This window comes from Psychrobacillus syltrankelensis (assembly GCF_055454035.1).
In genome coordinates this window covers 687,855-702,447 of the sequence record NZ_CM144227.1, presented here as the reverse complement: position 1 = coordinate 702,447, position 14,593 = coordinate 687,855, and the positions used below count along the sequence as shown (strand labels likewise).

Below are 14,593 nucleotides of genomic sequence, written 5' to 3'. Positions count from 1 at the left end.
TTTTAAAGCTCCTTTCCCCATTTAACTACCACTGATCCCCAGGCATATCCGATTCCTGCACTCACTAATACTGCCAAATTTCCATCTTTTAATTTTCCTGAATCCTGTGCAAGCTCTAGCGAAATTATTTGATCCATTTGTCCAATATGACCGTAGTTATCTAGATAGATTGATTGTTCACTTGTTAAACCTAATTCATCTAGTACAAAGTCATGCGCAGATTTTTTCATGTGAAGAATAGCTAAATAGTCGATATCGTTATCAGAATATCCGCTTTTCAACAACGAATTTCGAATCACTTTTAAAAAGTTTTGCATGGATTTCTGTTCCAGCCTTGCCTTCATTCCTGCTGGATCCAACACGTCCAAACGATAAAGTCCTTTTTGCAAATGTTCTTCAGTTAAAGGCACCTTAGTCCCGCCAACAGGTACTACTACATCTTCAGAAAAAGAGCCATCTGTAATGATGTCTGACTCTAAAATAATATTTTCTGGATGATCTTTTTTTAGGATCATCGCTGCTCCTCCAGCACCTAAGTTAAACATAAAACGAGTTCGTTCATTTGTGTAATCAATAAAATCGTTATTCCGGTATCCACCTGCAAGAAGAACGGTATTAATAGTAGTATCTGATTCCATCAAGCTCTTCGCTACCTTGATTGCCATAATAGTAGTCCCACAGCGTAGGGCCACATCGAATCCCCATGCATGATAGGCTCCTAATTCTTCTTGCATTTTTATTGCAGCAGTCCATAAAGGATATTCTTTATGCTCCTCCCCAATATAAATGACTAGGTCAATTGTTTTCGGATCCACTGCTCCTTTTTGAATTGCTTTTTCCGCTGCTCGTATCCCCATTGCCACGGTATGATCATCTGGGCCCGGGAGAGGTTTTTGAGTAATACCCATTTTGGTTTTCACGATTTCTACAGGTATGTCAGAAAGGCTTGCAAGTTCTTCCGCAGTCATTTTGTGATCTGGTATGTATACACCAGTACTAACTATTCCTATGGTCATTTTGCTTCCACCTTTCTTCTGGAAGGACGTATCCCTACATTTACTGCTTTATTTTTTCGTTTCCAAAAAGCATATTGAATCGTTCCAACAATCCCTCTTGGAAAGAAGATTACAGCTAAAATATAAATAATTCCGAAGAAAATAATCCATCTTTCGAAAATAGGGTATTCTTTTGCAAGTCCGGACAAATAATGTTGGGCCAGCTCTATGACACCTGCGCCAATAATAGGTCCAATTAGTGTTCCTACTCCGCCAATAATTGTCATAAGTAATGCATCTAATGTAATATCCATTGTAAGTACACTAGTGTTTACAAATCTTAATGAAACCGCATAAAGAGATCCAGCTAAACTTGCGACTGCTCCTGCAATGACTGAAGCAATTACTTTATAATAAAGTGTTTGATAACCTAACGATTTCGTCCTTTGCTCATTTTCACGGACGGCAATTAGTATTCTCCCAAGTGGTGATTCCACGAATCTTCGCAAGAAAAAGTACACAACTACTAAACAAACGAGAACGAGCAAGTAAAACATCATACGATCCTTAAAGAACTCTGGTGCTTTAAACGTGAAACCATCATTTCCATGTGTAAGCGTTCTCCATTTTTCTGCTAGAACTAAAAACAAACCTGAAACAGCCAATGTTAACATTGCAAAGAAATGACTTTTTAATCTTAGTGTGAGTAACCCTACTAAAAAACTGATGAATCCTGCGATAATCATGCCAACGATAATCGAAATGAAAAACATACTTAAAGTAGCTTCAAAATGATTAAGCATAATAGCCGTTGTATAAGCACCCATCCCGAAAAACATAGCATGACCGAAGGAAACAATCCCCGTATAACCTAGTAAAATATCGTAACTCATTGCAAGTATTGAAAAAATGAATATTTGAGTAAGTAAAATTGTCCAAGTACGTGAGTCTGAGATAAAAGGAAAAAATGCGAGTATAGCTATGATGACTAATAGTATGACATTATTTAATTGAAATTTTGATATCATTTCACATCATCCTTTCGCTGTAAACAAACCTTGCGGACGGAATATTAATACAATTGCCATAAGCATCATATTAACCGCAAGTGATAAAGCTGGAACGTAGTAAGCCATGAAACTACCCGCAAGCCCTACAAGAATTGCTGCAAGGAGTGATCCAGGAAAACTACCCATTCCACCAATGACAACAACGATAAAAGCTAGGATGGCGAATTCCATCCCCATTTCCGCATAAATTACTCCAGAATATGGAGCCATTAGAACTCCGCTTAGTGCTGCAAGCGCTGCTCCAGCCATAAATACATATAAAAATATTTGTTTTATATTAATCCCGAGAGCTTGCACCATTTCTTTATTCATCACACCTGCACGAACGATTAAACCTATCTTCGTACGTTTTAATAAAAATTGAAAACCCCCAAATACTAAAAATCCAATTAGGATGATGAACAAACGATATTTAATAATAATGACATCTCCAATTTCCCAACTTCCAGCGAGTAAGGGAGGTGTTTTCGCTGCAATTTGATTTGGACCGAAAACTACTTTTAACATTTCCGATAATACGATCATAAAGCCAAGTGTGATCAGGATTTGTTGAACATGATTCCCGTAAACTGGCGTAATAATGAGCTTCTCTGTAATAAATCCAAGTATAATACCAGTTAATATCGCACCAATTATTGCAAACGTAAAACTATTTGTTAATCCATAAAACCATACGCCTGAAAAAGCCCCCCATGCAAACAACCCACCATGAGCAAAGTTCAACACATCCATTAACCCAAATATTAAAGTTAATCCGGCAGCAAGAAGAAAGATAAGCATTCCTGTAGCTAAACCATTTATAAATAGATTGATAAGTAACTCCATCTTTTAACCTCCTTACCCGATTCCTAAATACTTTCGTTTCAATTCCTCATTTTCTATTAAGCTACTCATTTGTCCTGATTGAACAGTTTCCCCATCATCAATAAGTGTATATGTATCTCCAATTCGACTTGCCATCATAAAATTTTGCTCTACTAAAATAATGGAAGTCTGCTTTTTCATTTCTATAATCGCTTCCATTACTTTTTCAATAACAACAGGTGCCAGGCCTTTAGAGGGTTCATCGATTAAAAGCAACTTACTGTCATTTACAAACGCTCTAGCCATTGATAACATTTGTTTTTGCCCACCTGACAAATGCCCTCCCTCTTTTTTCCAATAGGTTTTTAAGTCTGGAAATAAATCGAGTACAAATTCTTGCCTCCCATGAGCAGCATCATCCTCTTTTCTCATAGCAACTTTAATATTCTCTTCTACAGTCAATGCTCCAAAAATCCCTTGATCCTCAGGAACATACCCTATTCCATTTGATGCTATGTGATGTGTCGCGTTTTTTGTAATGTTTTGATTTTGGAAAATAATTGAACCAGAAGTTGCTGGAGTCAACCCTAAAATGGTTTTTAAAGTAGTTGTTTTACCAGCCCCATTTCTACCTAATAGAACACTCACTTCCCCTTCCTGTGCTACAAAAGAAACTCCTTGTAATATGTGATATTGTCCGATAAATGTGTGGACATTTTCTAATTTAAGTAAGACGCTCATCGTACAACCCTCCTAAATAAGCTTGCTGAACAGTTTCGTTATTCATTATTTCGGTTGGTGTACCATCTGCTAGTAATCTCCCATTAAACAAAACCATAATAGAGTCTGATAAATCCATAATCATATCCATTTTGTGCTCGATTAATAAAATTGTTTTCTCATCCGTTTGTTTTATTTGCTTTATCACTTCAAGAATAGCCGGAACTTCTTCTAAAGACATTCCTGCTGTTGGTTCATCTAACAACAGTACTTCCGTATCTAGTGCTAGCAACATCGCAATTTCTAATTTCCTTTTCTCACCGTGAGATAATTGGTTTGCAAAGGAGTTTGCTTTACTGGAAAGTAACACAATTTCTAATAATTTTTCTGCCTGGATATGCAAACTTTTATAAGATGAAAAATGGCGAAACATTTGATACCGAATATTCTCTTTCGATTGGACTGCTAACCGAACATTTTCAATGACAGTAAGATTAGGAAATACATTAGTTATTTGAAAAGAACGACCAAGTCCTTTTCTAGTCCTTTTTACCGAAGAATATTTGGCCATGGATTCCCCATTAAAAAAAACATCTCCCACAGTTGGTTTTAACTCACCACTTATCAAATTGAAAAAAGTTGTTTTTCCTGCACCATTAGGGCCAATTATGGATTTAAATTGTTTCTTTGACATGAAAAAGTCCACATGGTCTACAGCAGTTTGACCTCCAAATGTTATTGTTAAGTTTTCTGTTCGTAGTATAGGTTCCATCATTAAAATGCTCCTTTCCAACATCACTCTCCATATGATAGAGAGATGGTCTATCATATGGAGAGTGAACGACCTAATCCAATAGGTCGTCACTTTTTTACAAAGAACGTATATAAAACCTAAAATTCATGGTATTTTCATTACAATTACATGAACAGTTTGATCTCCGCTCCAGGAGGCAAGTATCAAGTCGCTTCCCTCAGTCCAGGGTCTTTTATAGGACCGTGTTTCTTTTGCAAGGATTTTCTTACTTATTTTTTGTTTAGTATCGGTGGTTCGGTTTCACTTGGAGATAATTCTCTTATAAGAACGGGTACAGGATAATCCAACCCATCTTGCTTTTCTAACCTAATAGAGTAAAGGGCTTGTAAAGCCTGATGGTCATCTGGTCGGAAAGTCATTGTTCCCTTTGGTGTTTCAAATGACATTCCTTCCATCACCTTAATTAGTTCCGTACCATCTGCAACACCTTCTGATTTCTTCAGTGCCTCAATAATCGCAATTGCTGCTGACATTCCACCAGGTGTAAATAAGTCAGGTACGACTCCGTTAAAACGTTTTTTATGTTCTTCCACTAACCAATCATTCACTTTATTATGAGGAAGTGTATGATAATAAACTGTGAATCCTTCCATACCAACTAGAGGCTCCATAACAGATAACGCAGCAATATCTGGAGCACCTGTAGAAATTTTAATACCTTTTTCTTGGATTTTTAAATCAGCAATTTGGTTCCATGGAGAGTTTGCTCCTGCCCAAATGACAAATAAATAATCTGGTTTTGTTTGAATAATCTTTTGTAAATTTGATGTGAAGTCAGTTGCAGCTGGATCTGCAAATTCTTCTAGCACCACTTCTGCTCCTAACTTCTCTGCCGCCGCTTTAAATGCCGCAACACCATCCCATCCAAAAGAGTAATCTGGAGCAAATGTTGCAATTTTTACACCGGGTTTTGCAATTGCCGCCGCACCAGCAACAGCATCTTGGGAAGAGTTACGACCTGTTCTAAAAATATAAGGATTAAACTCTGAGCCAGTAATGCTATCAGCAACTGCAGGTTCAACTACCATTATTTTTTTATATTCTTCTGCAAGTGGAAGAACAGCTAATGTATCACCAGAACTAGAAGAACCAACTAAGAAATCCACTTCATCGTCTTCTAAAAGCTTCGTTGCCTTTTGTACTGCAACTTCTGGTTTTGTCTCCGTATCTTCATAGACAACTTCAATTTTCTTTCCTGCAACTTCCATTGTTCCTCCAGTGGCATATTCAAGTCCTAATTCAAAGCCATTTTTCGTTTGTTTACCATATGACTCAAGGGCACCTGTCAGGGAAGCAAGAACTCCGATTTTGATCGTACCAGCTTCTTCTGTCACTGTACTTGACACAGGTGTTGTTTCTTCTTTTTCCTTTTCTTCCTCTTTCGAGGTACCCGAAGTACCTGTCTTATCGCTACAAGCAACACTAAAAATAGCAAAAATAATAAGTATTAAAAGTAAGCCCCATTTTTTTGTCATCCAAATCCCCCTTATTTTTTGTGAGCGCTCTCATGCTTCTGTTTAAGAATATAAAAGAAGAGTTACAAAAGAGTTACAGGAAAACAGAAGCTCGTTTTAAAGCACAGGTTTTCCTTTCCTCAACTGTAACTCGTTATCATTTCATACATTTGAATTGTTGTATTCATTGGTTCTACTTTTAATTCAGCTTTTAAAACTGAAATACACCGCTCGTACCATTTGACTGCTTTTGTCCTATCTCGAAGCTGATAGTAGGCAAACATTAATAAGCGATATGCTTCTTCCCAAGTGGGGTCCAACCTTATCAGCTTCTCAGCCCAGAAAATTGTTTGTTCAAATTCTTTTAATCTTGTACAAGTCTGTGCAAGGCGCTCTATAGCTAATAAATATTCGTTTTGAGTTTTCTCTCGATGATATAATATCCATTCAATAGTAGGTTTATCTTCTAATAGTTCACCTTTATATAAGTTCACTGCTTTTAACAAATATTCTTTAGCTGTTATTGCGTTTATTTCATTCATACCTTTTTCAATATAAACATGGAAAAATTCTAAGTCACTATAAATCGTTGCGCTCGGATTTAAACGATACATCGATTGTTTTCGGGTTATAAAGAAAGATTCAACCCTCGCTAGCCGATTCGGTTCTATTACTTTCAACAAGGAGTTTAAGACCACTTTAAAATCACGGTCGGCTATTTTATCATCAACTTCTCCCCATAAAACACGCATTAATTCATCTTTTGGAACGAATCGATTTTTATGGATGTAAAGATAAGTAAATAATTCTTTTGACTTGTCCCTCTGCCACTTCCGTTCACTAATTTCTCTACTGCTCATAAAAAGTGTAAAAGGTCCAAGGAATTGGAGCATTAGTTCGTAGCCTGGGTAACTACTTGTTTCATTTATATTTAGCAACTTTATAATTGAATTTAGATAGTTGGAACTGATATTAAATAGAAGCGCTTTCTGAAACAATGGATAATGTATTTGTAAATCTCTAGGACCGAACATAGTTTTTCTTAATAAGAAAAACTCAAAATGGAACTGAACGCAAAGGAATGCAAATTTTTCGGTATGCAGAATAAAGGCTTCATTATTTCCTTCATAATTATATATATTCATGTACCAATAGTGAGAAATCATTTCACCGTAAACATCTCCACTACTTGTAAAATGGTGATTTGCTTCATTTACTTTTTTTATCGCCTGCTCCATTTCTCCTTTCTCAAAATATGCAATCGTTAAACATATTAAAATATAAGCAGACAACCAATAATCGTTGCCTTTATCAGTCTCTCTTAGCCCTTTTTCCCCGTAAGAAATTGCTTCATGAAATAATCCCTTTCTAGAATTTAAAATTGAAAGACCCATGTATGGCTCCGCTTTTCCTCTAGAGACGTTTAACTCTTCCATTCGTTGAACAGCCTTTAGATAATAGCTCTCAGGTGTTTCCAAATCGAAAGGATTATCTAATATTTCTGCATGACCTCTTCTAATCCACCCAACAGCTTCTACAAAACCTGACTTTTCACGATATCCCGTTTCGATTCCTTTTATAGCAGCTCGTTTTGCGTCATCTGCTTGACCCATTAAAGAATAGATAAATGATAATAAGACTTCTGTTTCCCTATGCGAATCAGGTAAACTTAACTCGTCGTTTATTCTATTTCCTAAAACAAGTTGTGCCTCATTTAGCATCCCGGTACGGAGCAGTATCCGTGCATCTAAGTTCCCTTCCCTGAGAATAGAAATATCAAATTCCTCTTGTTTAACCCACTCTCTAGCCTCTTTGGCCTTCCCTAAATTGACAAGATTCTCTGCTAATAAGCGTTTTAGAGATAGCATTTCATGTTTTGTTATGTCAGAGCTCTTCATTGCCCATTTCACCGAGTCTTCAAGAAAAGGCTTAGCGAGTTTCGGTTGTATCGTATCCAGATAAATATGGGCTATACCTGCATTAGCACGACTTAAAAATAGCAAATTTTCATTTTCCATCGCAAACAAAATGCACATTTCATATGCCTTTTTTGCTTTCTCATAGAAAGCCCTATATCGATGACATTCGCCTTCATAATAAAAAAGTTCGTAAAATTCTTTTCTTCTTTTCTCAGAGAGATGATCTTTTAGTAATTCTAACAACCAATCAAATTGACCTGCTCTAATCATAGAGTGTGCAAAATGAACAATCTTGTTTCCTAGAAAACATTCATCGTTTGCTTTAACCGCATGATGAAGCGACTGAATTACATTATTTTGACCAGCATAAAAAGTAGCAGCTCTTTTATGTGTGTCATAATATGACTTTTGATCTTTTTGTAGCCACTTTGTCTCCAAATATTGATGAAACAATGCATGGAATCGATAAGAATCCGTATCACTTAACGATTGAATAAAAGTGTGGCTATTCGCCAATCTTTCTAGATTAGTTGCTTCATTTTCCCCAAATAACGTCTTTATTACCTCCGAGTTAAAGGTTGGAAAAATACTAAAATTTAAAATGGATTGTCTATCTTCCTCGTTCATTCGAAAAAATACTTCATCGGATAAATAAGAAAACAAATCTTTGAAAGCAGGATCAAATAACTCGTTTATTTGTTTACTCGTCTCTGCAAGCTGCATCGCAATTAAATGTATTGCAATTGCCCAGCCTTCTGTAATTCTCATTATTTCTACTGCTTCATCGTACGAAATAGTTTTTTCAAAGTAATCCTCAAAAAAAACTTGTATTTCTTCTTCATTAAAAATAAAATCTTGTTCACTGATTTCCACCAGTTGTCCTTTTAACTTAAGATTTACCAACTTAGACCATTTAGGACGACATCTCGATGCAATGACAAGATGAATATGTGCAGGTAAAAACTCAATTATTTTTTCCACTAAATAATTAATATGAAACACATGATCAACGAGGTGAAAATCATCTAGAATTATCGTAAAAGGAGCATGGATCATGGAAAGTTCATTACTAAACAAAGAATACCACTGCTTTAATTCCTCTTCCTTTGGATACATGGAAATTATTTCTTTATCAATTAAGGTCTCTCCGAACATGGGAACAATTCTACGAATACTATGTAATAAATGTCGTAAAAATGGTAGGATGTCATCATCTTCTTCTGATATGGTATACCACGAAAACAATTCATTCGAATCCGAATAGTACTGTGCTAAAGCAGAGCTTTTACCAAATCCAGCCCCACTATGTATCAGAGTTAATTTCCTACCTTCATTTGATCGGAATTTCTTTATGAGAGATGATCTTCTCATATAAAAAGATGAGGTAATAGGAGGGGTCAGTTTAGATATTATAATCGTTGAATGTTCCATCCTTTACCTCCACTCCTAAATTATAGTTTTTCTATTTATCCTAACATATAAATATTCGAAATTGAATGATAATTCAATTGTATTAGAAGATATAAAAATATGGTAAAATAACTAGATGATTGGAATGAAACTAGGAAGGAAGATGTAACATGAAATTTCCAGTTTTAGAGACAAAGAGGTTAATGTTAATAGAAATAAAAGAAGAACATTCAGATGATATTTTCCGTATTTTTTCAAATGATGAAGTAATAGAGTACTATGGTATGTCACCTTTCACACAAGTGGAACAAGCAGAAAATATTATCAAATCATTTTCAAAAAACTTTATCGAAAAACGATCGGTGCGTTGGGGTATTGTGCTGCAGGACACGCTTGAATTTGTAGGCACAGTAGGATTAAACAATCTCCTTCTTCCGAGTAAGCGAACAGAAATAGGGTATGACTTAATTCCTGATTATTGGAGAAAAGGGATTATTAGTGAAGCAGTGGAAGCGGTAATTCATTATTGTTTTGAGGAATTAAACTTATATCGAATAGGAGCGGTTACATTTCCAGAAAATGAACCCTCCTATAAGTTATTATTGAAATTAGGGTTTAAAAAAGAAGGACTCTTAAGAGGTTATATTTACCAAAATGACAAGTCTAATGATGCTTTTGTTTTTTCATTAATCCAACCCGATTGGAAAAAGTAAAATAATTGTCTACCAGTAAAGACTCTCATCATTACTTACTTTGACTTTAAATAGACTTGGATCTAGTTTATTAGTTATGAGGAAATCATTAAATATCTCTTTAATTTTTTCTTGTCTCTGTTCATTTGCTTCCATATCTTTCAGTACAAGCTTTACTAATATTTCCTTTTTGGAATTTATACCAGTAATAATAAGATGATTATATCCTTTTTCTTTCAATTGCTGGCCCAATTGATCGTACAAACCTTCTTTTTGCATAAAATTGTATTGAAAGCTTTGTGCTATTTCAGGTTCCTCTAAATACGGGGAACAAAGCTCTAATACTAATTTTGTGGTTTGCGTATATGAAAAAAGATATATAAAGATTGCTGAAAATAACACACTCCCAACAATTACGGGGTTCTTTTTTTTCGCTTAACTCACTCCTCCAGTGTTTATTTTCATGATATGAACTTAGTAGAGAACCTATTACCACATAACTAAAAGGAGTAGTCAGGTTAAAAACAACCACTTCTCTCAACTTACCTTGATATTGGACCCTTTAAGTAGACGGTGAAAAAACCATGTATCGTAAAATGACGAGACATTTTACTTGAAGGGGATTTTATAAAGCTTATTTTAAATGAAAAGAAAAAAGACTGTAGACAAACCCAATAAAATCGAGTTTGTCTACAGTCGGAAAGGACTTAATTCCCAAAGGATTAGGTCCTTACTCATTTAATTAAGCTTCAAGCATTTTGTTACGTAACACCATTTGAAGGATACCACCGTGACGGTAGTAGTCTACTTCTACTTCTGAGTCGAAACGAGCAAGTACGTTGAATTGTTTTACAGTACCATCTTCCGCTTTTGCTGTTACTTGTAGAATATCACGAGGTTTAACACCTTCTGCAATATTTATACTAATTTCTTCTTTGCCAGTTAAGCCAAGGGATTCAGCATTTTCACCTGGTAAGAAATTAAGTGGTAAAACACCCATCATTACTAGGTTAGAACGATGAATACGTTCAAAGCTTTCCGTAATTACAGCTTTAATACCTAAAAGGTTTGTTCCTTTAGCTGCCCAGTCACGAGATGATCCCATTCCGTAATCTTTTCCACCAAGTACTACTAAACCAGTACCCTCTTCTTGATACTTCATAGCAGCATCGTAGATTGACATGATTTCGCCAGTTGGCCAGTAAGTAGTGTATCCACCTTCTGTACCTGGAGCAACTTGGTTACGAATACGGATGTTAGCGAATGTTCCGCGCATCATAACTTCATGGTTACCACGACGAGAACCATATGAGTTGAAATCACGAACTTCTACACCGTTTTCACGCAAGTATTTACCTGCAGGAGTATCTTTACCAATTGCACCCGCTGGTGAAATGTGGTCCGTAGTGATAGAATCACCGAATTTCGCGACGATACGAAGTCCAGAAAGTGTTTGAATATCACTAGGTTCTTTCGATAATCCTTGGAAGAATGGTGGGTTTTGAATGTAAGTTGATTTGTCATCAAATGAGTATAGAGACTCAGTTGAAGTTTCAATTGCATTCCATGCTTCGTTTTCATCGAATACACGTGCATATTCTTTTTGGAACAATTCACGTGTAACAACTGTTGAAAGCACTTTGTTTACTTCTTCTGTAGATGGCCAAATATCCGCAAAGAATACTTCATTTCCGTCTTTGTCTTTACCGAATGAATCTTTTTGTAAATCGATATCAACTGTACCAGCAAGTGCATAAGCAACAACAAGTGGTGGTGAAGCTAAATAGTTGGCTTTTACAAGTGGATGTACTCGGCCTTCAAAGTTACGGTTACCAGAAAGAACAGAAGTAACGAACAAATCTTCGTCAATAATTGCCTTTTCAATTTCAGGTAATAAAGGACCTGAGTTACCGATACAAGTTGTACAACCGTAACCAACTGTATTGAAACCAATTTGATCTAAATATTGATCTAGACCTGAATCTTGTAAATAACCTGTAACTACTTTTGAACCAGGTGCTAAAGATGTTTTTACGTATGCAGGAACTGTTAATCCTTTTTCTACTGCTTTTTTCGCAACTAAACCAGCCGCTAACATTACGTATGGGTTAGATGTGTTTGTACAAGAAGTAATAGCAGCGATTGCTACTGCACCTGTTGGGATTGTTACATCGCCATCTGCAAATTTTGCAGTTGCAGTTTTATCGAATTCTTTTTCTGTTAAACCGAAACCTTGAGTACCTTGTGGAGCAACAACTGCTTCATGGTAACGAGCTTTCATATCAGTAAGTGGAATTAAATCTTGTGGACGTTTTGGTCCAGAAAGATTTGGTTGGATATCCGCTAAGTTAATTTCTATTACATCTGTATAAACAGGCTCTAAAGTTGGGTCAAAGAACATGTCGTTTGCTTTTAAATATGCTTCTACTACTGCAATATGTTCTTCGTCACGACCTGTTAAACGTAAGTAATTAAGTGACTCTTCATCAATTGCGAAGTAACCACAAGTTGCACCATATTCAGGAGCCATATTTGCAATAGTTGCACGGTCAGCAAGCGGTAATTTTGATACACCAGGACCAAAGAACTCAACAAATTTACCAACTACTCCACGTTGACGAAGTACTTGAGTAACTTTAAGTGCTAAGTCAGTTGCAGTTGTTCCATTTGGAAGGTCCCCAACTAGTTTAACGCCGATTACTTCAGGAATTGGGAAGTATGAAGGTTGACCAAGCATTCCTGCTTCCGCTTCGATACCACCAACACCCCATCCAAGTACACCAAGACCATTGATCATAGTTGTATGAGAGTCAGTACCTACTACTGAGTCTGGAAATGCTTCTAAAACGCCTTCAGCAGTTTCGTTCACATGTACGATTGGAGCTAAATACTCTAAGTTAACTTGGTGAACGATACCAGTTGCTGGAGGTACAGCACGGAAATTATCGTAAGATGTTTGAGCCCATTTTAAGAAGTTGTAACGCTCTGCATTACGTTCAAACTCTAAATCCATATTTGCTTTTAATGCTGTTGAAGTACCATATTTGTCTACTTGTACAGAATGGTCAATTACAAGATCAACTGGTATAGCAGGATTGATTTTGTCAGGATTTCCACCCATTTCATTCATAGCTGAACGTAATGAAGCTAAATCAACTACTACTGGAACACCTGTGAAATCTTGAAGTACAACGCGAGAAGGTTTAAATGGAACTTCTGCTTCCGTGTTTGCGTCTTTACCCCATTTTGCAAGTTGGTTTACGTGATCTTCTTTAATTACATAGCCATCATATTGACGTAAAACTGATTCTAATAATACTTTAATTGAATAAGGAAGGCGTGAAACATTTGCGATACCCGCTTCTTCTATTGCAGCTATTCGGTAATAATTATACTCTTTACCATTTAGCGAAAAAGAAGTACGGCTATTGTGTAAATTACTTTTTGCCATTTGTGTTCCTCCTAATGTCTATTGAAAAGATCTTTTAAAATGACTTTTCTCCACTACTTATCATACTTCACTAGAGTCTATAAGTAAATTACATTAAAATTATTATAAGTAATAACTATTTCTTATGACCTTTTATTTTTTCAATTGTTTTTACTAATTGTTATAGATGTCTTTTTTCATGAAGTCCTACAAAAGGAAACCATTTTATTAGTGGTCTTGTCCAAAATTGGATGTTTTATAGATTAATTTTTCTTGATGCGTCTACGTTAATAGAAAGCAGTACCATTCTAGAAGGGCAACTTCATTTCTTCTTTTGTATGATTCCCCTCACTTGGAATTGTATGAGTTGGAGCTTTTATCTTATTAATTCCTAAGGTAGAAAGTTGAATTGGTTTTTTCTTTGCTTTTGGACTAGTTGGATCTTCTAATTGTTGTCTTCATCTTATCTAAATGATCCATTATTTCACTAGGAGACCAATCATTTTTTTCTGGCTTCAAATTGAACTTTAGTTTACATAAAAGAACTAAGCAATTAAATGTTCTTTATATTGCAGATAAAATACTCCAGCAATTTAGCGTTCTACATTCGTACTCTAGAGTCGACGAGCCTCTGCACATGGAGCCATTGCCGCGCTTTCGTTGAAATCGCTTTCCTACAGGATTCTCACGCGCCACGCCAAATAATTTTAAAATAGTAATAGTCGGACTCTTTTCTATCAAAAAAGACTGTAGACAAACTCGATTTTTTCGAGTTTGTCTACAGTCTGAGAACAATTATTTATTGTTCTTTTTAATGTAAGGAAAACATATCGGCAGCCAAGTTTACAATAAAGATTGTATGAAGAATGACAAACCATAATCCTTGCTTATTTAACTTTCTTGTTTTTTGAATGTCCATATTCTCCACTCCCTTTTTTTTCAATTATAATACTTTTAAATACAAAACGCAAAATGTTTCGAAAATTCTTTTTCCTTTTTTCTCGCATTATATTTTTTGATTAATTCACCATAAAAGAAAAAGGAAGAGAGCTATTTTATTTATAAAGTCTTAGTAACAGAGGACAATAAAGATGATTTAGTTGCGGATGAGGAGAATTTAATTGTGGGATGCCAAGATAAGAATTAGAGGATTAAATTGTTCGATTAACGAATGAACTTATTGCTAATAAACATTTTGTAGTTTTTATCAACGAATCCATATGAACATAACAATCAGTTTTAAATTGAACCGTGCACCTTTCTCTCCTTATAATATTTGTAATTC

10 protein-coding genes are annotated in these 14,593 nt (G+C 35.6%); 1 reads left to right on the top strand and 9 read right to left on the bottom strand.

Going from position 1 to position 14,593, the window contains the following annotated elements; translation table 11 throughout:
- Positions 1 to 2: 2 nt before the first annotated feature.
- The 7 genes from ACTSKG_RS03580 to ACTSKG_RS03550 form a co-directional block, all read right to left on the bottom strand.
- On the bottom strand, positions 3 to 1,016 hold the full coding sequence (locus ACTSKG_RS03580; protein ID WP_464756778.1) for a 3-oxoacyl-ACP synthase: 1,014 nt from the start codon (positions 1,014 to 1,016) through the stop codon (positions 3 to 5).
- Entirely contained in the window at positions 1,013 to 2,023 is a 1,011-nt protein-coding gene (locus ACTSKG_RS03575; protein ID WP_464756777.1) for a branched-chain amino acid ABC transporter permease, read from the bottom strand. Before ACTSKG_RS03575 ends, ACTSKG_RS03580 begins: the two co-directional genes overlap by 4 nt.
- Before the next feature lie 6 nt (positions 2,024 to 2,029).
- Positions 2,030 to 2,890 (bottom strand): branched-chain amino acid ABC transporter permease, encoded by an 861-nt coding sequence (locus ACTSKG_RS03570; protein ID WP_464756776.1) that lies wholly within the window; start codon positions 2,888 to 2,890, stop codon positions 2,030 to 2,032.
- A gap of 12 nt (positions 2,891 to 2,902) precedes the next feature.
- Positions 2,903 to 3,610: an ABC transporter ATP-binding protein gene (locus tag ACTSKG_RS03565; protein ID WP_464756775.1), complete on the bottom strand. Its 708-nt coding sequence runs from the start codon at positions 3,608 to 3,610 to the stop codon at positions 2,903 to 2,905.
- On the bottom strand, positions 3,594 to 4,361 hold the full coding sequence (locus tag ACTSKG_RS03560; RefSeq protein WP_464757959.1) for an ABC transporter ATP-binding protein: 768 nt from the start codon (positions 4,359 to 4,361) through the stop codon (positions 3,594 to 3,596). The genes ACTSKG_RS03565 and ACTSKG_RS03560 overlap by 17 nt, the downstream gene beginning before the upstream one ends.
- Before the next feature lie 251 nt (positions 4,362 to 4,612).
- On the bottom strand, positions 4,613 to 5,878 hold the full coding sequence (locus ACTSKG_RS03555) for a substrate-binding domain-containing protein (protein WP_464756774.1): 1,266 nt from the start codon (positions 5,876 to 5,878) through the stop codon (positions 4,613 to 4,615).
- Between the two features lie 119 nt (positions 5,879 to 5,997).
- A complete protein-coding gene (locus ACTSKG_RS03550) occupies positions 5,998 to 9,207 on the bottom strand; it encodes a BTAD domain-containing putative transcriptional regulator (protein ID WP_464756773.1) in 3,210 nt (1,069 codons plus the stop codon).
- A 149-nt stretch (positions 9,208 to 9,356) separates the two neighbouring features.
- Between ACTSKG_RS03550 and ACTSKG_RS03545 the strand changes: the two genes are divergently transcribed.
- Positions 9,357 to 9,899 (top strand): GNAT family N-acetyltransferase, encoded by a 543-nt coding sequence (locus ACTSKG_RS03545; protein WP_464756772.1) that lies wholly within the window; start codon positions 9,357 to 9,359, stop codon positions 9,897 to 9,899.
- A gap of 9 nt (positions 9,900 to 9,908) precedes the next feature.
- Here the strand turns inward: ACTSKG_RS03545 and ACTSKG_RS03540 are convergent, their stop codons facing one another.
- Together ACTSKG_RS03540 and acnA are read right to left on the bottom strand one after the other, a co-directional pair.
- Complete coding sequence (locus ACTSKG_RS03540; protein WP_464756771.1) at positions 9,909 to 10,280, bottom strand: hypothetical protein; 372 nt, start codon at positions 10,278 to 10,280, stop codon at positions 9,909 to 9,911.
- Between the two features lie 340 nt (positions 10,281 to 10,620).
- Positions 10,621 to 13,329: an aconitate hydratase AcnA gene (gene acnA / locus ACTSKG_RS03535; RefSeq protein WP_464756770.1), complete on the bottom strand. Its 2,709-nt coding sequence runs from the start codon at positions 13,327 to 13,329 to the stop codon at positions 10,621 to 10,623.
- Positions 13,330 to 14,593: the final 1,264 nt, after the last annotated feature.